General features: G+C 73.6%; 18 protein-coding genes. 11 read left to right on the top strand and 7 right to left on the bottom strand.

Going from position 1 to position 21,023, the window contains the following annotated elements; translation table 11 throughout:
- Positions 1 to 91 precede the first annotated feature (91 nt).
- From ACFZAT_RS04145 to ACFZAT_RS04120, 6 genes are all read left to right on the top strand, one after another.
- Positions 92 to 820 carry a hypothetical protein gene (locus ACFZAT_RS04145; protein ID WP_391259655.1) on the top strand — a complete coding sequence of 243 codons (729 nt, stop codon included), beginning with the start codon at positions 92 to 94 and terminating at the stop codon, positions 818 to 820.
- Entirely contained in the window at positions 817 to 2,124 is a 1,308-nt protein-coding gene (locus tag ACFZAT_RS04140; RefSeq protein WP_391259653.1) for an ATP-binding protein, read from the top strand. Before ACFZAT_RS04145 ends, ACFZAT_RS04140 begins: the two co-directional genes overlap by 4 nt.
- Positions 2,125 to 2,186: 62 nt before the next feature.
- On the top strand, positions 2,187 to 3,593 hold the full coding sequence (locus ACFZAT_RS04135; RefSeq protein ID WP_391259651.1) for an FtsW/RodA/SpoVE family cell cycle protein: 1,407 nt from the start codon (positions 2,187 to 2,189) through the stop codon (positions 3,591 to 3,593).
- Positions 3,590 to 5,047, top strand: a complete 1,458-nt coding sequence (locus ACFZAT_RS04130; protein ID WP_391259649.1) for a penicillin-binding transpeptidase domain-containing protein — start codon at positions 3,590 to 3,592, stop codon at positions 5,045 to 5,047. The genes ACFZAT_RS04135 and ACFZAT_RS04130 overlap by 4 nt, the downstream gene beginning before the upstream one ends.
- 4 nt (positions 5,048 to 5,051) lie before the next feature.
- On the top strand, positions 5,052 to 6,161 hold the full coding sequence (locus ACFZAT_RS04125) for an amidase family protein (protein ID WP_391259646.1): 1,110 nt from the start codon (positions 5,052 to 5,054) through the stop codon (positions 6,159 to 6,161).
- Positions 6,162 to 6,238: 77 nt separating this feature from the next.
- Positions 6,239 to 6,544, top strand: a complete 306-nt coding sequence (locus tag ACFZAT_RS04120) for an SCO0607 family lipoprotein (RefSeq protein WP_391259645.1) — start codon at positions 6,239 to 6,241, stop codon at positions 6,542 to 6,544.
- A gap of 7 nt (positions 6,545 to 6,551) precedes the next feature.
- Here ACFZAT_RS04120 and ACFZAT_RS04115 read toward each other — a convergent pair whose 3' ends face one another.
- Together ACFZAT_RS04115 and ACFZAT_RS04110 are read right to left on the bottom strand one after the other, a co-directional pair.
- Complete coding sequence (locus tag ACFZAT_RS04115) at positions 6,552 to 7,406, bottom strand: hypothetical protein (RefSeq protein WP_391259642.1); 855 nt, start codon at positions 7,404 to 7,406, stop codon at positions 6,552 to 6,554.
- A gap of 79 nt (positions 7,407 to 7,485) precedes the next feature.
- Complete coding sequence (locus ACFZAT_RS04110) at positions 7,486 to 8,595, bottom strand: diiron oxygenase (protein WP_391259639.1); 1,110 nt, start codon at positions 8,593 to 8,595, stop codon at positions 7,486 to 7,488.
- Between the two features lie 177 nt (positions 8,596 to 8,772).
- Here ACFZAT_RS04110 and ACFZAT_RS04105 point away from each other — a divergent pair, with 177 nt between their 5' ends.
- The 5 genes from ACFZAT_RS04105 to ACFZAT_RS04085 all read left to right on the top strand — a co-directional run bounded on the left by ACFZAT_RS04105 (position 8,773) and on the right by ACFZAT_RS04085 (position 15,091).
- Entirely contained in the window at positions 8,773 to 9,708 is a 936-nt protein-coding gene (locus tag ACFZAT_RS04105; RefSeq protein ID WP_391259636.1) for a diiron oxygenase, read from the top strand.
- Between the two features lie 26 nt (positions 9,709 to 9,734).
- On the top strand, positions 9,735 to 10,487 hold the full coding sequence (locus ACFZAT_RS04100) for a TetR family transcriptional regulator (RefSeq protein ID WP_391259633.1): 753 nt from the start codon (positions 9,735 to 9,737) through the stop codon (positions 10,485 to 10,487).
- 43 nt (positions 10,488 to 10,530) lie between these two features.
- Positions 10,531 to 10,815 (top strand): hypothetical protein, encoded by a 285-nt coding sequence (locus ACFZAT_RS04095; RefSeq protein WP_391259630.1) that lies wholly within the window; start codon positions 10,531 to 10,533, stop codon positions 10,813 to 10,815.
- A 121-nt stretch (positions 10,816 to 10,936) separates the two neighbouring features.
- Complete coding sequence (locus tag ACFZAT_RS04090; RefSeq protein WP_391259627.1) at positions 10,937 to 13,780, top strand: PQQ-binding-like beta-propeller repeat protein; 2,844 nt, start codon at positions 10,937 to 10,939, stop codon at positions 13,778 to 13,780.
- Between the two features lie 156 nt (positions 13,781 to 13,936).
- Entirely contained in the window at positions 13,937 to 15,091 is a 1,155-nt protein-coding gene (locus ACFZAT_RS04085) for an NlpC/P60 family protein (protein WP_391259625.1), read from the top strand.
- 22 nt (positions 15,092 to 15,113) lie between these two features.
- Here ACFZAT_RS04085 and ACFZAT_RS04080 read toward each other — a convergent pair whose 3' ends face one another.
- From ACFZAT_RS04080 to ACFZAT_RS04060, 5 genes are read right to left on the bottom strand one after another with little or no spacing between them, the layout of a single operon-like run.
- Positions 15,114 to 16,355, bottom strand: coding sequence for a styrene monooxygenase/indole monooxygenase family protein (locus tag ACFZAT_RS04080; RefSeq protein ID WP_391259622.1), 1,242 nt, complete (start codon positions 16,353 to 16,355; stop codon positions 15,114 to 15,116).
- A 43-nt stretch (positions 16,356 to 16,398) separates the two neighbouring features.
- Positions 16,399 to 17,046: an ATP/GTP-binding protein gene (locus tag ACFZAT_RS04075; protein ID WP_391259619.1), complete on the bottom strand. Its 648-nt coding sequence runs from the start codon at positions 17,044 to 17,046 to the stop codon at positions 16,399 to 16,401.
- Positions 17,027 to 17,443: a DUF742 domain-containing protein gene (locus tag ACFZAT_RS04070; RefSeq protein ID WP_018102680.1), complete on the bottom strand. Its 417-nt coding sequence runs from the start codon at positions 17,441 to 17,443 to the stop codon at positions 17,027 to 17,029. The genes ACFZAT_RS04075 and ACFZAT_RS04070 overlap by 20 nt, the downstream gene beginning before the upstream one ends.
- Positions 17,440 to 17,922, bottom strand: a complete 483-nt coding sequence (locus tag ACFZAT_RS04065) for a roadblock/LC7 domain-containing protein (protein ID WP_391259616.1) — start codon at positions 17,920 to 17,922, stop codon at positions 17,440 to 17,442. Before ACFZAT_RS04065 ends, ACFZAT_RS04070 begins: the two co-directional genes overlap by 4 nt.
- Positions 17,919 to 20,789: a nitrate- and nitrite sensing domain-containing protein gene (locus ACFZAT_RS04060; RefSeq protein WP_391259613.1), complete on the bottom strand. Its 2,871-nt coding sequence runs from the start codon at positions 20,787 to 20,789 to the stop codon at positions 17,919 to 17,921. The genes ACFZAT_RS04065 and ACFZAT_RS04060 overlap by 4 nt, the downstream gene beginning before the upstream one ends.
- Positions 20,790 to 21,023: the final 234 nt, after the last annotated feature.

Below are 21,023 nucleotides of genomic sequence, written 5' to 3'. Positions count from 1 at the left end.
AGCGCTAAATACGCATAAGAGACTTCCATCCGAATAAGGTCGGCAGGGCCCGGTCCGTCCGCCCGTCCGTCCGCCGGAAACGGAGGAAGTCATGCGTCTGCGGCTGCCTGCCCTGGCGACCCTGGGGGTCGTGCTGCTGGCCGGCTGCGGCACCGGCGGGGAGCTGCGGAGCGCCGGGCGGACCCCGCCCGCGGACGGCCCGGTGCGGCTGTGGCCGACGCTCCCGCCGGCCTCCGCCGCCCCTTACGACTACGGCGAGGGCGAGACCGCGCGCATCCCCGGCATCCGGGTCACCGGCGGCGACGTGCGCCGGCTCGACCCGGTGGCGGTGGTGCGGGCGGGCCTGAAGGTGCCGCCCGAACGGGCCGGCGAGGGCGGTGAGCTGCCGGCCCGGACGGTGGCGCTGGTCGAGGCCTGCCGGTCGGCGCCCCGGACCTGCCCGGTGCTGCCCCCGTACTTCCGGGACCTGACGGGCGACGGCCGGGACGAGATGGTCCTCGCGGTCCGGATGCCGGGCCGTCAGCTCTCCGTACGCGTCTACATGCCGGAATCCGGCGGGCTGACCCGGATCATGTCCACCTCGGACGCGGTCCTCAGCGTCCAGCTGGCCGGGCGCGACCTCATCATGCGGGCGCCGTCGGCGATCACGGGGTACGAGTACCGCACGGCCTGGTCCTGGGACGGGCGGCAGCGGGCGATGCTCCCGACGCAGGACGAGATCCTGCGCACCCGGGACGGCGGGCGGCGGACTCCGGTGCCGCGCCCCTCCGCCCCGCGCACGCCCCGGCCCACGGCCTCCCTGTCGGCGGAGCGCCGGTGAGCCGCCGGGCGGCGGCGCCGCGACGGCGGGCGCGGCCGCGCCTTCCGGCCTGGACGGCGACGCTGACGTGGAAGGCCGCGGTGTTCATCACCGTGATGTGCTGCGTGCTCGCCGCGCTCCTCGGCGTCCTGGTGCACACCGCGGTCACCCGGCAGACCGTCGGCCACGCCCGCGAGAAGTCCCTCGCCCGGCTGACCGAGGTGCGGGCCGCCTTCGAGGCGGGCGAGGCGCTGCCGCCGCGTTCCGGGGTGGACCCGCCGGGGCTCCCCGGTCCGTTGCGGGCGCTGGCGGCGGACGGGCGGCGGGGCACGATGACCGGGCGGCTGCGGGGGCGGCCGGTGATGTGGGCGGCGGCCCCGGCGGACGGCGGGCACGCGCTGGCGGCCTGGACCGACTACAGCCAGAGCGCCCGCACCATCAACGGCCTGGACGGGGCGATCATCGGCTCCTCGGTGCTGGCGATCGGCGCCACGCTGCTGATCGGCGCCTTCGCGGTCACCCGGGTCACCCGGCGGCTGCACCAGACCGCGCGGGTGGCCCGGCGGATCGGGGCGGGCGACCTGGACGCCCGGGTGGACGACCCGCGCACGGCGGACCCGTCGCGGCGGCAGGACGAGGTCGCCGTCGTCGCCGGGGCGCTGGACACCATGGCCTCGGCGCTCCAGCGCAAGCTCCAGGCGGAGCAGCGGTTCACCGCGGACGTGGCGCACGAGCTGCGGACCCCGCTGACCGGTCTGTCCGCCGCCGCCGAGCTGCTGCCGCCGGGCCGCCCCTCCGAGCTGGTGCAGGACCGGGCCCGGGCCCTGCGCGCCCTGACCGAGGACCTGCTGGAGATCTCGCGCCTCGACGCCCGGACCGAACACGTGGACCTGGACGCCCATGAACTGGCCCCGCTCGCCGCCCGGGTGGCGCAGGGGACGGACACCCGGGTCGAGGTCACCGGGGAGCCGGTGCGCGTCGAGACGGACCGGCGGCGCCTGGAACGCGTCCTGGGCAATCTGATCAGCAACGCCCACCGGCACGGCAGGCCGCCCGTGGTGCTCACCGTGGACGGGCCCGTGGTGACCGTGCGGGACCACGGCGACGGCTTTCCGGAGTACCTGACGGCGGGCGGCCCGCAGCGCTTCCGCACCGAGGGCGGCGGCAAGGGGCACGGCCTCGGGCTGACCATCGCGGCCGGCCAGGCCGAGGTGATGGGCGCGGCGCTCGCCTTCGGCAACGCGCCGGACGGCGGCGCGGTGGCCCGGCTGACGCTGCCCCGGTACGTACGGCCGGACGGGGACGACCGTCACGAAGGGCCGTGAGCTTGCCCGTACGCGTCGCGACATAACCGACATAACACCCGCGTCTTGCTACGTTGCGGGGCATGACCGCATCGACGGCGGACGCACCCCCGCCCGAGCTGCGCCTGCCCCGGCGGCGCGGCGTGGAACTCTCGCTCCTCATCGGGGCCGTCCTGATCTCCGTCTACGGCTACGCCGCGGTCGGGCTCGCGCACGACGACGCGGTCCCGCCCGATGTCGCCGGATACGGCGCCGGCCTCGGGCTGCTGGCGCTGCTCGCGCATCTCGCGGTACGGCTCCGCGCCCCGTACGCCGATCCGCTGCTGCTGCCCATCGCCGTGCTGCTCAACGGGATCGGCCTGGTGCTGATCTACCGGCTGGACCTGGAGACCCCGGGCGACCGGGCGGCGACGACGCAGCTGATCTGGTCCACGATCGGCGTCGCGTTCTTCATCGCGGTCGTGGTGTTCCTGCGCGACCACCGGATCCTCCAGCGGTACGCGTACGTGTCGGTGGCGGCCGCGCTGGTCCTGATGATCGTGCCGATCTTCTTCCCGGCGGTGAACGGGGCGAAGATCTGGATCAGGATCGGCGGCTTCTCCTTCCAGCCCGGCGAGTTCGCCAAGATTTTGCTCGCGGTGTTCTTCGCCGCGTACCTCGCGGCGAACAGCAACGCCCTCGCGTACACCGGCCGCAAGGTCTGGAAGTTCCAGCTGCCCACCGGGCGGGTGCTCGGCCCGATCGTGGCGATCTGGCTGCTCAGCGTCGGCGTGCTGGTCCTGGAACGCGATCTGGGCACCTCGCTGCTGTTCTTCGGCCTCTTCGTGATCCTGCTGTACGTGGCGACCGGGCGGCGCGGCTGGATCGCGGTGGGGCTGCTGCTCGCGGCGGTCGGCGCGTTCGTCGTGGGCTCGTTCGAACCCCATGTGCACAGCAGGGTGCAGGACTGGCTCGATCCATTCGCCTCGATCGACGCCGGACGCGGTCCCGGCCAGCTCGCCCAGTCGCTGTTCGCCTTCGCGGCCGGCGGGATGCTCGGTACGGGGCTGGGGCTCGGCCACTCCGTGCTCATCGGCTTCGCCGCGAAGTCCGACTTCATCCTGGCCACGGCGGGCGAGGAGCTGGGGTACGCCGGGCTGACCGCGCTCTTCCTGCTGTACGCGCTGCTGGTGGCGCGCGGCTTCCGGGCGGGGCTCGCGCTGCGCGACGCCTTCGGGCGGCTGCTCTCGATCGGGCTCGCCTCGATCCTGGCGCTCCAGGTCTTCGTGATCGCGGGCGGGGTGATGGGGCTGATCCCGCTGACCGGGATGGCGATGCCGTTCCTGGCACAGGGCGGTTCGTCCGTCGTCACCAACTGGATCATCGTGGCGCTGCTGATCCGGGTCAGCGATCTCGCCCGCAGGCCCGCGCCGGACCCGGTGGAGACGGGGGTGGTGGCGTCGGTCCCGGCGGGCTCGTCGCAGTCCCCGGGCGAGGAGGACGAGCGGTGATCCGCTACATCCGGCACGCCGCCGCGTTCTGCCTGCTGCTGCTCGTGGCGCTGCTGGCCAACGCCGCCCGGGTCCAGGTCTTCGAGGCCGACTCGCTGGACGACAATCCGGCCAACCGGCGCAACACCATCGCCCGTTACGACCAGGCGCGCGGCAACATCCTGGTCGACGGGCGGCCCGTGACCGGCTCGAAGAACACCGGCGAACAGCTCGCCTACGAGCGGACCTACCGCTACGGGCCGCTGTACGCGCCGGTCACCGGCTACGCCTCGCAGACGTACGGCACCACCCTCATCGAGAACGCCGAGGACGGCATCCTCGCCGGCACCGACCCGCTGCTCGCCCCGCTCCCCCTGTGGGGCGAGGTGAGCCGGACCCAGCAGCCGGGCGGGGACGTCGTCACCACGGTCCGGGACGGGATGCAGCGCGCCGCGTACGAGGGCCTGGGCAACCGGCGGGGCGCGGTCGCCGCCGTCGAACCGGCGACCGGGCGCATCCTGGCGCTGGTCTCGACCCCCTCGTACGACCCCGAGCGGCTGTCCGGGACCGGCGCGTCCGTCACGGACGCCTGGCGGGAGCTGAACGACGCGGAGAGCCGGCCCATGCTCAACCGGGCGATCCGGCAGACCTATCCGCCCGGCTCCACGTTCAAGATCGTGACGGCGGCGGCCGCGCTGGACGCGGAGGTCGTCACCGATCCGGACGAGGAGACCGACACCCCGTCCCCGTACGTCCTGCCGGGCACTTCGACCGTGCTGCCCAACGAGTCGCGCGGCTGCGACAAGGCGTCCCTCTCCGACGCGATCCGGGTCTCCTGCAACACCGTGATGGCGCACCTCGGGGTGGAGGTCGGGCTCGACGGAATGGTGGACGCGGCCGAGCGGTTCGGCTTCAACGACACCGGGCTGAAGATCCCGTCCGGGGTGGCGAAGAGCAACTTCGACACGGAGATGAGCGACGACCAGCTGGCGCAGTCCTCGATCGGCCAGTTCGACACCACCGCGACCCCGCTCCAGATGGCAATGGTCGCGGCGGCCGTCGCCAACGGCGGGGAGCTGATGTATCCGCACCTCGTGGAGCGGACGACCAAGCACGACGGGGCCACGGTCCGCACCACGGGGTCGGCCTCGTACCACCGGGCGATGAACCCGATGACGGCGACGCAGCTGCGGCAGATGATGGTCGACGTGGTCCAGGACGGTACGGGCACCAACGCGGCGATCGACGGGGCGACGGTCGGCGGCAAGACCGGCACCGCCCAGCACGGCGTCGACAACTCCGACCTGCCGTACGCCTGGTTCATCTCCTGGGCGCAGGCCGACGGCGCGGCCCGCCCGGCGGTGGCGGTCGCCGTGGTCGTGGAGGACGCCGAGGCCGACCGCGCCGACATCAGCGGCGGCGGCAGCGCGGCCCCGATCGCCCGCGCCGTGATGGAGGCGGCCCTGGAAGACTGAGCCCATGGCCGCTTCCGGAGACACGCACGGGGAACTGCGCGAGGTGCTGGCCTCGATCGCCCGCGAGGATCCCGGGCTCCGCGCCTTCCTCGACGTCTGGCCCGAGGACGCGCTCGCCCGGCTCCCCGCCGCGTCCCGGCTCCCGCTGGCCGGGCTCCCCTTCGCCGTGAAGGGCCCCACCGGCCTCCGCTCGTACGCGGCCCGGCGGCTGATCGCGGCGGGCGGTGTCCCGGTCGGCTCGGCCTCCGTGCCCGGTCCGGGGACGCACTGGCAGACCTGGGGGCTCGGCAGGCACGGCCGCACGGTCAACCCCTGGCGCCCGGACCGGACGCCGGGCGGTTCGTCGGCGGGCTCGGCGGCGGCGGTCGCGGCGGGCCTGGTGCCGCTGGCGACGGGCAGCGACGGGGCGGGGTCGGTGCGCATCCCGGCCGCCTGGTGCGGGGTGTTCGGCCTGAAGACGACGAACGGGCTGCTGCCCTCACCGGACCGGTCGGGGCTCGCGTCGGCCGGGGTGCTGGCGGCCTCGGCGGCGGAGGCGGAGACGTATCTGCGCTGCGTGCTGGACGGGTACGCGGGTGTTTCGCCGGTGCTGCCGTTGTCCGCCGCCTACAGCCCGGACCTGGGCTTCGCCGAGACCGAGCCGGAGGTGGCGGCCGTGGTGCGGGGCGCGGTGCGGCGCCTGGAGGCGGCCGGGGTCGTGCGGCTCGGCGGGGACCGCTGCGATCTGCTGGACCCGGCGGCGACTTGGCTGGCGGTGCGGGGCGGGGGCATACGCCCGCCGGAGGCGGAGGTGCGCGCGGAGAACGACCGCCGCCTGGACGCCCTCTTCGCCCGGACGCCGCTGCTCCTGACCCCGGTCACGCCCAACCGCCCGCACGGCCACGAGGGTCCGGGTGACACCTTTTCGACCGCGCTGACCTGGGCGTTCAACCTGAGCGGGCATCCGGCGGCGAGCGTTCCGGCCGGGTTCACCGGGGATGGCTGCCCGGTGGGGCTCCAGCTCGTCGCCGCCCGGGGGCGGGACGCGGAACTCCTGGGCGCGGCGAGGGCGGTGGAGCGGGCGCTGCGGGGACCGGGTGTGCCGTTCGCCCACGTACGCGGACCTCGTGGATGAGTACGTGTACTCAGGGCGGCCCGACGCCCGGACCGGCAGCCTGGACTCCGACAGCCACCCTCTGAAGGAGAGTCACGATGCGTACGACCAGCCGCCCCCGTTCCCTGCGGACCACCGCCGCCCTCGCCGCGGGCGCCGCGGTGTTCGCGCTGCTCACGTCCGCCTGCTCGACGGCGGACGCGGTGTGCTCCGGCGGCGAGTACCCGGTGCTGTACGTCGGCAGCACGGGCAGCGCGTGCGTGAAGGACGGCGAGGAACCGCCCAAGGGGTACGCCCGCTACCCCGAGGGCAAGGTGCCGAAGCACGTGGACGACAAGTGGTGGACGTACTGGAACGAGCACAGTCTCGACAAGGACGGGAACATCATCGAGGTCTCGCAGTAACGGCCGGTCAGCCGGCCGTCCCCGCCCCCGCCCCGATGGGCTGCCGCATCTCCTTGCGGACCTGGGCGGCCTGGCGGGCCGCCTCGGCCAGATCGACCTCGTCGGGGTCCTGGAGGGCGGTCTCCTCGGTGACGACGGCGACGAAGGAGGCGGTGTTGTCGTCGCCCCAGGCGCACATGGGCAGGGTGCTGGTGACGCCCCCGTCCTCGGAGCGGACGACCTCGCAGGCGACGGTGATGCCGTAGCCGGCGGGCGTGAACTCCCGCGCGGGCACCGCCACGGTCATGCCCTCGGCCTCGGCGGCGCCCTTGAGGATCGTGTCGCGGGAGAACTCGGGCTTCTTGATGCGCCCCCACATCCCGGAGACGATCAGCGTCCCGCCGTCCTTGGAGGCGTACTGCGTGACCACGGCCTTGGGGTCGCGGATCGTCGGGTCGTACGTCTCCTCGATGTCCTTGCCGTCCGTGGCCGAGGTGTCCGCATGGAGCGTGTAGTCGCCCTCGAGCAGCGTCTTCGGCACGGTGAGTCTGTACTCGGCCGCCGGGAACCCGTCGGACCCGCCGGACCCACTGGACACCGGCAGCTTGTCGTCGGCCTTGTCGCCCAGCTGCACGACGCCGAAGACGACGCCGCCCGCCACCACAAGCGCCCCGGCGACGACCGCCGCGATCACCCCGGGCCGGGTCCGCCGGCCCGGCGGGAACCCGGGCCCGCCGGGCGGCGCTCCCCACGGCTGGGGCGCGGCGCCCTGCGGGGCTCCCCAGGGCTGCTGCTGGGCGTACGGATTCGGCTGGGGCTGCGGCGGGCCGTAGGGGCCCTGGGGTGCACCGTAAGGGCCCTGCGGCGGCGGGGGCATGCTCATGCCGCACAAGCTACGGCATGGACGCGCGCGCCCTCCACGGCCGGTGCCGGGTCCGACCGCGCTCCCGGGGCCGGTGCCGTCAGGCTCCCGCCCCGCCCTGTGCGATCGCCTCGGCCACCTCCGCCACCCTCGCCCGCTCCTCCGCCTCGAAGCGGTCCTTGTCGAGTTGTTCGGCGATCTCCTCGTCCTGGGCCATGAGCAGGTCGAGGCTGGAGTCGCCGAGTTCGAGGACGCCCATGTCGACGTACGCCTTCTGGAGCCGTTCGCCCCACAGGCCGATGTCCTTGACGCACGGGACGATGCGGCTGAACAGCAGCTTACGGAAGAGCTGGAGGAATTCGGAGTGCTCGCTGAGCTCCTTCGCCTCCTGCTTGCCGATGCCGAAGTTCTCCAGGACCTCGACCCCGCTGAGCCGGTCGCGCATCAGGTAGCAGCCCTCGATGACGAACTCCTCGCGCTCGCGCCGTTCCGCGTCGCTGAGCTGCTTGTAGTAGTCGCGCAGCGCCATCCGCCCGAAGGCGACGTGGCGGGCCTCGTCCTGCATCACGTACGCCAGGATCTGCTTGGGCAGCGGCCGGGTCGTGGTGTCGCGGATCATGCCGAACGCGGCGAGCGCCAGGCCTTCGATGAGGACCTGCATGCCGAGGTACGGCATGTCCCAGCGGGAGTCGCGCAGGGTGTCGCCGAGCAGGCCCTGGAGGCTGTTGTTGACCGGGTAGAGCATCCCGATCTTCTCGTGCAGGAACCGGCCGTAGATCTCCGCGTGCCGGGCCTCGTCCATGGCCTGGGTCGCGGAGTAGAACTTGGCGTCCAGGTCGGGGACGGCCTCCACTATCCGGGCGGCGCAGATCATCGCGCCCTGCTCGCCGTGCAGGAACTGGCTGAACTGCCAGGAGGTGTAGTGCTTGCGCAGCTCGCCCCGGTCCTTCTCGGTCATCCGCGCCCAGTGCGGGGTGCCGTACAGGGTCAGGGCCTCGTCGGGGGTGCCGAGCGGGTCGGCGGGGTCGACTTCAAGGCTCCAGTCGATGCGCTTGTTGCCGTCCCACTGCTTGTCCTTGCCCTTCTGGTACAGGGCGAGAAGGCGCTCGCGGCCGTCGTCGTAGTCCCAGCTGAAGCGGGCGGCGCCGGTGGCGGGAACGGTCCACAGCGGTTCCTCGGGGGCGGTGGTGTAGAGGTCGTGGGTCGACACGGACGGCTCCTTCGCCTCGCGACTGCCGGGAAGTCGGCGGGCTCCCCGCTCAGTTGGCAGGTTCACACGTTGGTAGACGCGCGGTCAACAAGTCGCGCACAAGGGATTGACGGCCTTGCTGACAAGCAGTCTCATAATGGGTGACCGTCGGTAACCCATGGATGAGGTGGATCCGCGATGACGACCGTGACCGAAGGCGGCCTGCAGACGCTCCGCGACGCACTCGGCCCGCTGCGCGGCCGCGAGCAGATCGCCGAACGGCTCCTGGAGGCGTCCGCCAAGCACTCCTTCGACCCCGACAAGGAGCTGGACTGGGACGCGCTGCCCGAGGACGGCAAGTGGTTCTGGCCGCCCGAGCTGGTCTCGCTCTACGACACCCCGCTGTGGCGGCGGATGTCGCACGACCAGCGGCAGGAACTGGCCCGGCACGAGGCCGCCTCGCTCGCCTCGCTCGGCATCTGGTTCGAGATCATCCTCATGCAGCTGCTCGTCCGGCACGTCTACGACAAGCCCCCGACCAGCAGCCACGTTCGCTACGCGCTCACCGAGATCGCCGACGAGTGCCGGCATTCGATGATGTTCGGCCGCATGATCACCTGGGGCGGCGGCCCCACGTACACGGTGCCGCGCCGCTATCACAACATGGCGCGCGTCCTGAAGAGCGTGTCCACGACGCCCGGTTCGTTCGCCGGGACGCTCCTCGGCGAGGAGATCCTCGACTGGATGCAGCGGCTGACCTTCCCCGACGAGCGCGTCCAGCCCCTGGTGCGCGGGGTGACCCGCATCCACGTCATCGAGGAGGCGCGGCACGTCCGTTACGCCCGCGAGGAGCTGCGCCGCCAGATGGTGACGGCGCCCCGCTGGGAACGCGAACTGGCCCGTGTCAGCTGCGGACAGGCGGCCCGCGTCTTCTCCGTCTGCTTCGTCAACCCGCAGGTGTACGAGAACGTCGGGCTGAACCGCCACGAGGCGGTCGCCCAGGTCAGGGCCAGCGGACACCGCACGGAGGTCATGCAGACGGGCGCCAAACGGCTCACCGACTTCTTCGAGGACATCGGCGTCCTGAACGGGGTGGGCCGCAGGCTCTGGAAGAGCTCGGGCCTGCTGGCGTGACGACGGGTGCGCTTAGTCTGGGTGTCATGACCCCAGCCGCCGCCGCGCCGCCCGGCCGTGCGTACCGAAGACTCAGCGTCGAGGAGCGCCGCACCCAGCTGCTCGGCGCGGCCCTCACGCTCTTCGCGCACCGGCCCCCCGACGAGGTCTCGCTGGACGAGGTCGCGACGGTGGCCGGGGTGTCCCGGCCACTGGTGTACCGCTACTTCCCGGGCGGGCGGCAGCAGTTGTACGAGGCGGCGCTCCGTTCGGCCGCCGAGCAGCTGAAGCTGTGCTTCGCCGAGCCGGCCGAGGGCCCGCCGACCGAGCGGGTCACCCGCGTCCTCGACCGCTATCTGGCCTTCGTGGACGAGCACGACGCCGGATTCAGCGCGCTGCTCCGGGGCGGCAGCGTCGCCGAGACGTCCCGCACGACCACCATCGTGGACGAGGTGCGGCGCGCGGCGGCCGAGCAGATCCTCTTCCACCTGGGCCAGGACGAGCACAGCGAACCCGCGCCCCGGATGAGCATGATGGTCCGCACCTGGATCGCCGCGGTCGAGGCGGCCTCGCTGATCTGGCTGGACGAGGGCAAGCGGCCGGACGCCGCCGAACTGCGGGACTGGCTGGTCGACCAGTTCATCGGCCTGCTGGCCGTCACCTCGTCCTCGGACCCGCAGACCGCGGCCGCCGTGGCCGCGCTGCTCCCGCTGGAGACCGTGGAGGGCCCGGCCGGACGGCTGGTGGACCGGCTGGCCCCGCTGGTGGGCGTCGCCGCGCATCTGCTGCCGCCGGAATGACCGGCGGCGCGGGGCCCGCCCCACGATCGGTCAGACTGGCCGGGTGAGAAGCGAGAACACCGCCTTCGTCGGCGGCCCGCTGGACGGCCGGGTCCTGCCCGTCCTGACCGGCGCGACCGGCCACCCGCCCAAGTGGTACGAGGTCCCGGTCCCGGACGCGGCCGGCGGACCGCCCACGGTGCACGCGTACCGAAGGACCCCGGCCGGTCACACGAAGCGGCTCGGCATCCAGCGGGGGTGGGTCTACGAGTACGCCCCCGAGGGGCGCGAGCGGCCCCGGTGGCCGTGGTCGAAGCCGGGCGGTGGGCGGCAGGAACCGCCCCATTAGGGCCTGCCCGTCCCGCTGCCGCCGTCGCCCGCCCGGCAGACGGCAGCGGGACGGCAGGCCCTAAGATCGAACGTCTGGTCCCTGGGGACGGGACGGGGACGGTCACAAGGGGGGATGCGCCATGGAGGCGCCGCGTCAGGACGAGCCACGCCGCTTCGGTCCGTACACCGTGCTGGCCCGCTTGCGTGAGACGGCCGCCGCGGTGCAGTACCTCGCGCACGGCGCGGACCCCGGCGAGCTCTTCGTGGTCACCGCCGCCCGGCCCGAACTCGCCGCCTCGCCCGCCTACCGCCAGCGCTTCGACGCCGAGGCGCGCCTCGCGGGCCGGCTCGCCGGGGGCTGGGTCGACGGGCCGCTGGAGACCCGCACGGACGGGGCCGACGCGCCCTGGACCGCCGCGAAGTACGTCCCCGCGCTGACCCTGGCCGAGGCCATAGAGGCCGCCGGTCCGCTGCCCGCGCGCGCCGTGCGGATACTGGGCGCGGGCATCGCCGAGACCCTGTCCCGGGTCCACGCCACCGGCGCCGTGCTGCACGGCCTGGCGCCCGGGACCGTGCTGCTCGCCGAGGACGGCCCCCGGCTCAACGCCTTCGGCCCGCTGGGCGCGGCGGCCGAGGCGTCGGCGGGCGAGGGCGGCCGGCTCTCCGTACGGCTCGGCTATCTGACCCCGGAACAGCTCGCGGGCGAGGAGGCGGGCCCGGCCTCCGACCTCTTCGTGCTCGGCCTGCTGCTCGCCTACGCGGCGACCGGGACGACCCCGCTGGCGGAAGGGCCCCCGGCCGAGGCCGCCGACCGCATCGCCCAGGCCGCCCCGGAACTCGGCGGCGTCCCCGGCGAACTGCGCGACCTGATCGCCCGCTGCCTGGCGAAGGACCCGGCCGACCGCCCCGCGGCGGGCACGGTCGCCGCCGAACTCGCCCTGGAGGGCGCGGCGGCACTCGCGGCGGGCGACTGGCTCCCGGGGCAGCTCGCGGCGGCGGTGGCCGAACAGGGCGCCCAGGCCCGGAGGCCGGCGGGCGGGGCGCACTCGCCGGCCGGGGCGGGCCTGGCGCCCGGCGCCGGCACCCCGTCCCCCGCGTCCGGGGCCGACGCCCGGCCGGTGTCCGGCGCCGCGCCGGTGTCCGGCGCCGCGCCCGCAAGCGCCGCCCCGCCCGTGAACCTGCCCGTGCCCGTGAAGAACGCGTCTGTGGAGAACCCCGTGTCCGATCAGTATCCGGTGTCCGACGAGAACCCCTCGGGCGCCCGGGGTGCCAATGCCCCGAAGTCGTACGGGGACGTCTGGGACGCCGTCGCGCCCGCGCCCCGGCCGGCGCCCGAGCCCGACATACAGGACGCCGTGCCGCCGCAGCACGAGCCGACGCCGGTGCCCGCGTGGCAGCAGCCGACGGTCGCCGGGGGCGGCACGGTCCCGGACGCGTCCGGCGTCCCGGACGCGTCCGGCGTCCCGGACACCCGCACCACACAGCTCGGGGCGATCGGGCAGCAGGCGCAGCCCGCTCCGTGGCCGGACCAGTCCGCGTACGGGTATCCGCAACAGCAGCCGCAGCCCCCGTACCAGCACCAGGCGCCCCAGCCCGTCCCCGTGCCGCTGCCGCCCGCACCCGTCCCGAACGCCGCACCGCCCGCCGAGCCCCGGCGGTCCGGGCCGAGCCGGCGCGGGCTGCTGTTCGGGGCGGTGGGCGGCGTGGCCGGACTCCTTGTCGGCGGCGGGACGCTGTACGCGCTGACCTCCGGCGACGAGGACGAGCCCGGCCCGGACCCGAAGCCGGCGCCGACGTCGGGCGGGCCCAGCGTCGCGGGGGCCGCGCCGACGCCGCGCTGGGTCTACAACCACCCGGCGTCCGAGCCGGTCCCGCTGACCGCCGCCGTGTGGAACGACCGCCTGCTGGTGCTGTCGGACGAGAGCCAGGCCAGCGCGGTCGACCTGCGCACCGGGCGCCGGCTCTGGGAGAACCCCGACGGCGCCACCGGCCGGGCCGCCCTGCCCGCCGACGAGGAGCACTGCTTCATGTCGGGGCGCACCGAGATGCTGTGGCTCGCGGTGAAGGACGGCAAGGTCGCCCACCGGGTGGCCTACACCGAAGCGTTCAAGGACGCACCCGGCCTGGTCGTGCGGACGCTCGTCGGATCCGACGGCGCGACCGTCTGGTTCACCGGCTCGACCAAGGCCGTCGTGAAGGCGCCCAAGCCGAAGAAGGGGCAGAAGCCCGGCAAGGACAAGCAGGTCGTCAAGTCGTACATGTTCGCGTACGACATCGTGCGGCGCCGGGAACTGTGGCGGACCCAGGTGCCCGACGGCCGCGGCTCCGCCGCCCCGATCTACCGGATGATCGCGGTCCGCCCGGACTCCGTCATCGTGCGCCAGCGCCCCGCGACCCTCACCTCCGGCCAGGTGAAGGGGTACAAGAACAAGACCCACTTCCACAGCTTCGACCGCGAGACCGGGAAGGTCCAGTGGTCCAAGGCGCTGGGCACCGTCGGCCTCAGCGCCCAGGCCGTGGGGGACTCCAACGGCGTGGTCTACGCGGCGGACGGCTCCGGCCTCCGCGCCTTCGACACACCCGGCGGCAAGGCGAAGTGGACGGTCAAGGGCGGTCGCGGCTCCGTCTTCGGGGCCTCCGTCCGGGCCAAGGACGTGCTGCACACGACCAACGTCAACCAGGAGGTGGGCGCGGTCGACCCGGCGAGCGGCCAGGTCAAGTGGCGCCGTTCCACGGAGGCGACGCCGGACAAGGCGACGCCGGTCCTCACCGTCACGGCCTCCGGCAAGACCGTCCTGGCCGCGGGTACCGGCCAGGTCACCGCCTTCTCCGCCACCGACGGCAAGCGGCTCTGGAAGTTCCAGGACATCGGCAACCAGGCCCCGGAGGGCGAGACCGTCACGGCCGGCTACCAGGTGCTGGCGTACGACAGGACGGCGATCGTCCGGCGCGGCCGCACGGTGTACGCGTTCCCGGTCGCGTGACGTCGTCCGCCGCCTTCCGGGCGAATCCGGAGGGCGGCGGGGGGCCGCCACGGCCGTGGGTTCTTGCATCGCCCCGTCGCACGGGTGAGCGTATGACCGCATTGCGCTCACTCATGGGGTAGTCGCACGATTCACCCCGGTTCCGGAGGTGATGTCGTGTCGTCGGGCACCCTGGTGCGTTCCCTCGGTACGGCGGCGCTCGCCGCCGTCGTGGTGGTCTCGCCGGCCACCGCCGTAGCCGCCCCCTCGCCCGCCCCGCCCGCGCCCGGCGCCCCGGCCGGCGGGGCCGCCGCGCTGCTGAGCGAGTTGCAGCGCCTCTATCAGCAGGCCGAAGAGGCCACCGAGACCTACAACGGCACGACGGCCGAGCTGAAGAAGCGGACCGCGCGGGCGAAGAAGCTCGACGCGGCCCTCGTCACCGCACGGCGCTCACTGGCCAGAGGCCGGGACGCGGCCGGGCAGCTGGCCCGCGAGCAGTACCAGGGCCGGTCCGAGCTCTCCGCGTATCTGCGGCTGCTGCTGATGCGCGACCCGGAGGCCGCCCTGACCCAGGGCCAGGTCATCCAGCGCCTCGCCGCCGGGCGGGTGGCGGCCGTTCAGCGGCTGGGAGCGGCCGAGAAGCGGGCCGGCGAGCTGGCGAAGGAGTCCCGCAAGGTGCTCGCCGAGCAGCGGACCCTGACCGCGCGGAAGAAGAAGGACCGCGACACCGTACGCACCCGCCTGAAACAGGTGGAGGCGAAGATCGCCACGCTCACCGAGGACCAGCTCGCCGAGGTCTCCGGCCTCGCCCGGAAGAACACGGACAAGGCCCAGGACGCGCTGGTCGCCTCCGGCGCGCTGTCCTCGTCCCGCCCGCCGACCGCCCAGGGCGGGGAGGCCGTCCAGTACGCGGTCCGGCAGATCGGCAAGCCGTATGTGTGGGGTGCGGAAGGGCCGGGTTCGTTCGACTGCTCCGGGCTCACCTCGCAGGCGTGGGCGAACGCCGGACGCGTCATCCCGCGCACCTCGCAGGAGCAGTGGCGGCAGCTGACCAGGATCCCGGTGAACGCGCTGCGCCCCGGCGACCTGGTGGTCTACTTCCCGGAGGCGACCCATGTGGCGCTGTACCTCGGCAACGGCCTGGTGGTGCAGGCGCCCCGGCCCGGCACCAGCGTGAAGGTCTCGCCGGTGGCGTCCAACCCGGTGCTGGGGGCGGTCCGGCCCGACCCGGACGGCACGCCGCTGGCCTCGTACCGGGGCCCGGAGCTGCCCGACGGTGCGACGGACGGTTCGGACGAGGGGTACGGGGCGTCCTCGGCCCCGGCGTCGTGAGCGCCGGGGCCGGAGGGCGCGATCAGGCGGCCGGGCCCGCCACCGAGGCAAGGTAGGCGTTCGCCTTCTCCGGCTCGAAGAAGAAGTTCTCGAAGTCGGCCGGGTCGTTGAAGCCGTTGGCGAAGCGGTCCGCGACCGGCTGGAGCTGTCCGGCGGCGCCGATCAGGTTCAGCACGTGCTCCGGCGGGACGCCGAGCATCGCGTTGGTCCACTTGGTGACGTGCTGGGCGGTGTCCCAGTACCGGTCGAACGTGGACTGCATCCACGCCTCGTCGAACTCGCGGTCGCCGCGCTCCACGATCGAGTCGAGGTAGGCGGCGGCGCACTTGGACGCCGAGTTGGAGCCCTGGCCGGTGATCGGGTCGTTGGCGACGACGACGTCCGCGACGCCGAGCACCAGGCCGCCGCCGGGCAGCCGGCCGATGGGCTTGCGGACGGTGGGGGCGTAGCGGCCGGCGAGGGTGCCGTTGGCGTCGGTCAGCTCGACCTTGGTGGCGCGGGCGTACTCCCAGGGCGTGAAGGTCTCCATGAGCTCCAGGGTCTTCGCCAGGTGCTCGGAGGGGTCCTTGATGCCCTGGAACGCGTCGAGCGGCCCGCCCGGGACGCCCTCCCAGAACAGGATGTCGGCGCGGCCGGAGGTGGTCAGGGTCGGCATCACGAAGAGCTCGCCGACGCCCGGCACGAGGTTGCAGCGGACCGCGTCGAACTCCGGGTGCTCCGGGCGCGGGCCCATGCCGTGCACGTACGCGACGGCCAGCGCGCGCTGCGGGGCGTCGTACGGGGAACGGGAGGCGTCCCGGCCGAACATCGAGACCAGCTCGCCCTTGCCGGCGGCGACCAGCACCAGGTCGTAGGTGCGCGAGAAGTAGTCCAGGTCGGAGACGGCCGCACCGTGGATGACGAGCTGTCCGCCGCGCTGGGCGAAGGTGTCCATCCAGCCGGCCATCTTGACGCGCTGGTCCACGGACTGGGCGTATCCGTCGAGCTTGCCGACCCAGTCGACGGCCCGCGAGGAGTCGGGGGCGGCCACCGAGACGCCGAGGCCCTCGATGCGCGGGGCCTGCGACTCCCAGAAGTTGAGCTGGAGGTCCCGCTCGTGCTGGAGCGCGGTGTGGAACATGCACTGCGTGGACATGACCCGGCCGGAGCGGATCTCGTCGGCGGTGCGGTTGGACATCAGGGTGACTTCGTACCCCTTGGACTGAAGTCCCAGGGCGAGCTGGAGCCCGGACTGACCGGCTCCGACTATCAGTATCTTCCGCATCGCGGTTCTCCGTTGTGTGGTGCTGAGGGGGAGGCTGGGGGGGCTACGCGGGGGTGGCGTCGAGTGCGTGGCCGACGAGGGCCAGCAGGGACTCGACCACCGTGATCCTGTTGCGCGCGTCCATGATCACTACGGGCACGTGCGGGGGCACGGTCAGGGCCTCCCTGACGTCCTCGGCCTCGAAGCCGGGCGTTCCCTCGAAGTGGTTGACGGCCACGATGTACGGCAGCCCGCAGCTCTCGAAGTAGTCGAGGGCGGGAAAGCAGTCGGCGAGGCGGCGGGTGTCGGCCATGACAACGGCACCGATCGCACCGCGCACCAGGTCGTCCCACATGAACCAGAACCGCTGCTGGCCCGGGGTGCCGAACACGTACAGCACGAGGTCGTCGTCCAGCGTGAGCCGGCCGAAGTCCATGGCGACGGTCGTGGTGGCCTTGTCCGGGGTGGCGCTGAGGTCGTCGGTGTCCTCGCTGGCCCGGGTCATCATGGCCTCGGTCTGCAACGGGGTGATCTCGGAGACCGCGGTCACGAACGTGGTCTTGCCGACGCCGAAGCCGCCCGCGACCACGATCTTCGTGGCGATCGGGGCCCGGGTGCGGTCCAGCTGCCAGGGCTGGAGCTTCTCCTCGGGCCGCTCCTCCGGGCCCGGCTGCCGCGGGGCGAACAGCGACTCAGAGACGGCGGAGTCCATCGAGCACCCTTTCGAGCAGTGCGCGGTCGGGCTGGCCGGTGCCGTGCCCGGTCCCGTACACGCGGATCTTTCCCTGGTCGGCCAAGTCGCTGAGCAGCACCCGGACCACGCCGAGCGGCATCTTCAGCAGTGCCGAGATCTCGGCGACGGTACGCATCCGGCGGCAGAGCTCGACGATGGCCCTGAGCTCCGGCATCAGACGGGTCGCCAGATTGCCGTTGGTGAGTTCGCGGCGCTCCTCGGGGGCCTCCAGCGCGGCGACGAACGTCTCGACGAGCAGGACGTGCCCGAAGCGGGTGCGGCCGCCGGTGAGCGAGTAAGGACGGACCCGCGCGGGCCGTTTGCCGGCCCCCCGGACGGGCAGTTTGCGGGCGGGTCCGGCTGCGGCGTGGCTCACTGGGCGCTCTCCATCGATTTGCGCAGCTCACTGCGGAGTTCGGGGGTGAGTACGTGTCCGGCGCGGCCGACGAACAGCGCCATGTGGTACGCGATGACGCCCATGTCGCAGTCGGGGGCGGCGTGCACCCCGAGCAGCGAGCCGTCGCTGATCGACATCACGAAGACGCTGCCCTCCTCCATGGCGACCATGGTCTGTTTCACACCGCCGCCGTCCATCAGCTTCGCCGCGCCGACGGTGAGGCTGCCGATGCCGGAGACGATGGTCGCCAGGTCGGCGCTGGAACCGCGCGGTCCGCTCTGCGGGGCCGCGGGCTCGGCGGCGTCGTGGTGGCCGGGGTCGGAGGACAGCAGCATCAGCCCGTCGGACGAGACGACGGTGACGGAGTGGACCCCTGGCACCTCCTCCACGAGATTGCTCAGCAACCAGTGCAGGTTCCGGGCCTCGGTGCTCAGCCCGAATGTGCTGGGCGCAGTCAACTGCGTGCCTCCTCGACTGTGTCCCCCGTCTCTCCGGTCCGGCCGTCGCTACGGCCTGCCGGCTCGGCGTGCTCGGTACGTGTGGGGCTCGCGCCCTCGGCGAGCTCGGCCTCGACGTCGCGGCGGCCGTCCCTGGCCCCCTGCTGGAAGCCGCCGAGCCTGCGCCGCAGGGCGTCCTTGTCGACGCTCCCCCGCCGCTCGGCGACGGGCGCCCCGGCAGGCCGGACGACCTTGGGCGTCCGCTTGGGCAGCCCCTTGTCGGTGACCGGGTCGGCCTCGGGCCGCCGGGGGCCGGGGACGGTGTCCGTCGGCGCGGGGGCCTCGGTGGTCACGGGGGCCGGTGCCTCGTCGGCGGCACGCTCGTGGCGGTCGGGGCCGATGGCGTACGGGTCGGCGTCCACCGGCTTGGGGGGCCGGGGCAGGCGGACCTGGAGGGTGCGCTCGGGATCGGTCTCGGCCTCCGGCTCGGGGGTGGGCTCCGGCTCGGGGGTGGTGGCCTCGGGAGTGGTGGCCTCGGGAGTCCCGGGCACCGCAACGGCCTCCGGTGCCGCAACGGCCTGCGGTGCCTCGACGGCCTCAGGGGTCACCGGCGCCTCCGGCGCCACGGGCGGCTGCGCCGCCCCCGCCCCCGCAAGGGCGCGTTCCGCTGCCGCGATCATCGGGTCGTCCGAGGGGGACGCGGTGCGCCCCGGCAGGGTGTTGGAGTTGGCCTCGGCCACCGAGCCCGGCAGGTTCAGCGCGGGTGCGTCGCCCGGGGCGGTGACCGGCGGGGGCGTCGCCGCCGGGAGGGCCTTGGGCAGCAGGGCCTCGGGCAGGACGACGACCGCGGTCACCCCGCTCCCCTTCTGTTCGCGCAGCTCCACGCGTACGCCGTGCCGGGCGGCGAGCAGCGAGGTGACCTGGAGGCCGAGCCCGGCCCCGTCGGCGTTCTGCTCGCCGGCCTCGAAGAGCGCCGGGTCGGCCAGCCGGGTGTTGAGCTCGCCCATCCGTACGGAGGACATGCCGATGCCCTCGTCCTGCACGGAGAGCATCACCTCGCCGCTCTCCAGGAGCCAGCCGGAGAGCTGGACGTGGGAGTCGGGCGGCGAGAACGAGGTGGCGTTCTCCAGCAGCTCCGCGACCAGGTGGCTGAGGTCGTCGGCGGCGAACCCGGCGACCTGGCCGTGCGGCGGCAGGGACTGGATGGTGACCCGTTCGTACCGCTCGATCTCGCTGACGGCCGCGCGCAGGACGTCGACCAGCGGGATCGGGCCCTGGTGGCCGTGGCCGTGGTCCGCACCGGCGAGGACCAGCATGTTCTCGCTGTGGCGGCGCATGACCGTGGCCATGTGGTCGAGCTTGAAGAGGGTGCCGAGCCGTTCCGGGTCCTGCTCGCGCTCCTCCAGGGACTCGATGACGCCGAGCTGCCGTTCGACCAGTCCGAGGGTGCGCAGCGAGAGGTTGACGAAGGTGTGGCGGACGGTGTTCTGCAGCTTCTCCAGCTGGGCCGTCAGGTCCGCCGCGCGCACCTGGAGTTCGGCGCGCTGGACCGTGAGGGCCTCGCGTCCGGCGACCAGTTCGGCGCGCTCGGTCTCCAGGCTCTCGAAGCGCCCGTTGAACTGCTGGAGCAGCTCCCGCAGGCGGCCGTGCAGGGCGTTGATGGAGCGGACGGTCTGGGCGAACTCGTCGTTGCGGCCGGTGTAGCGGACCGGTTCGGCGGTGGCGGGTTCGGCGGCGAGCCGGGCGGCGCCGATCCGGAGCACGGCGAGCGGCTGGGTGAGGGTGCGGGCGACGGCGGTGGAGACGGCGACCGCGACGAGGAAGCAGCCACCGAGGAGGGCGATGCGCAGTTCGAGGGCGGTGACGTCGTCGTCGCGGAGCTGTTCGAGGCGCTGGACCTGGGTGGTGCCGAGCGCGGACTCGACGGAGCGCATCCGGTCGACGCGGGCGGCGAGGGCGGCGGCGACCTTCTTGTCGCTGACCTTCAGGTCGGACTCGGACAGCTCGGGGCGGTCGGTCAGCTCGGCGAGGTACTTCTCGGCGCTGTTGACCTCGGGGCCCGTGACGGTGGCGGCCAGCTTGTCGCGGGCGGTGGCGCCGGCGGACTGGTCGAAGTCGGCGAGCGCGGAGAGTTCACCGACCCGGGCCTGCTGGGCGGCGGCGCTCAGCGCGTTCCGGGTGCGGTCCTCCTTGGTCTCCCCCTCGTCCTCGCTCTGCACGGGCAGCCCGGTGAACGGGTCGATGCGCGGGGGCGCGGGCTCGGGGCGGGGGACGGCGAGCGCGGCGAGCAGCAGCCCGCGGGCGGCGGACGCCTCCTCGGTGGCCCGGCCGAGCGCCTGCGGGGTGCGGGTGGCGGCGGCGGCGCGCGGCGGGGTGGAGCGGCCCAGTTCGTCGGCGAGGGAGTGGAGTGCGGCGATGACCTCGGAGTACGCCCGGTGGGCCTCCAGGGCCGTGCCCTTGCCGCTGATCGCGTCGCGGCGCAGGGACGGGATGGTGGACAGGTCGCGCAGCAGGTCGGCCGGGGCCGTCCCGCGGATCTCGTCCACCTGCTGGTCGACGCGGGTGCCCCGGCTGCCCGGTTCGCCCTCGCGGCCGCCCGCGATGTAGACGGTGACCTCGTCGCGCTCGTCGGCGAGGGAGTGGGCCAGGGAGATCGCCTGCTGGTTCAGCTCGGCGAGGGTGACCAGGTGCTGCGAGTCGTTGAGGTCGGACGACGCGGCGAGCACGGCCGGCGTCCCCGCCGCTATGACGGTGATCCCGACGACGGCGACGCCCGCGACCAGCCGGTTGCGGACGCGCACGCGGCGACCGCCCTCGGCCTGGGTCGTCGGCGCCGCCTCGGAACCGCTGTTGCTGCCGCCCTTGCTCCGAGGCCGCTTCTTCTGCACCGGTGCTCGCAATCTCGACTCGTCCGCCCTTGAAGCAGAGGTGACGCACGGTCACATGAACGAGCGTCCCGCCCCCCTGGTACGGCTCCCGACCATTCCAGTGCTTTTCAGGAGGGGGCGCGCATCAACCGCTCCGCCACACGAACGAGTGAACAACACTCCCGAGTTGGCGAACAAGTCTCCCCAGCGGGCCCCGACGTCATGCGTGGACACCGGCTGGAACTTCGGCGCGGG

This window comes from Streptomyces sp. NPDC008163 (assembly GCF_042956885.1).
In the GTDB taxonomy this organism is placed as follows: domain Bacteria; phylum Actinomycetota; class Actinomycetes; order Streptomycetales; family Streptomycetaceae; genus Streptomyces; species Streptomyces drozdowiczii_A.
The sequence above is the reverse complement of the archived record's forward strand: the minus strand, read 5'-3'. Positions and strand labels throughout refer to the sequence as shown.

Excerpts from the sequence above, each read along its gene's own strand:
- ACFZAT_RS04125 (WP_391259646.1), top strand. The coding sequence starts at position 5,052 with ATGGCCGCTTCCGGAGACACGCACGGGGAACTGCGCGAGGTGCTGGCC.
- ACFZAT_RS04105 (WP_391259636.1), top strand. The coding sequence starts at position 8,773 with ATGACGACCGTGACCGAAGGCGGCCTGCAGACGCTCCGCGACGCACTC.
- ACFZAT_RS04135 (WP_391259651.1), top strand. The coding sequence starts at position 2,187 with ATGACCGCATCGACGGCGGACGCACCCCCGCCCGAGCTGCGCCTGCCC.
- ACFZAT_RS04075 (WP_391259619.1), bottom strand. The coding sequence starts at position 17,046 with ATGGACTCCGCCGTCTCTGAGTCGCTGTTCGCCCCGCGGCAGCCGGGC.
- ACFZAT_RS04090 (WP_391259627.1), top strand. The coding sequence starts at position 10,937 with ATGGAGGCGCCGCGTCAGGACGAGCCACGCCGCTTCGGTCCGTACACC.
- ACFZAT_RS04080 (WP_391259622.1), bottom strand. The coding sequence starts at position 16,355 with ATGCGGAAGATACTGATAGTCGGAGCCGGTCAGTCCGGGCTCCAGCTC.
- ACFZAT_RS04115 (WP_391259642.1), bottom strand. The coding sequence starts at position 7,406 with ATGAGCATGCCCCCGCCGCCGCAGGGCCCTTACGGTGCACCCCAGGGC.
- ACFZAT_RS04100 (WP_391259633.1), top strand. The coding sequence starts at position 9,735 with ATGACCCCAGCCGCCGCCGCGCCGCCCGGCCGTGCGTACCGAAGACTC.
- ACFZAT_RS04145 (WP_391259655.1), top strand. The coding sequence starts at position 92 with ATGCGTCTGCGGCTGCCTGCCCTGGCGACCCTGGGGGTCGTGCTGCTG.
- ACFZAT_RS04120 (WP_391259645.1), top strand. The coding sequence starts at position 6,239 with ATGCGTACGACCAGCCGCCCCCGTTCCCTGCGGACCACCGCCGCCCTC.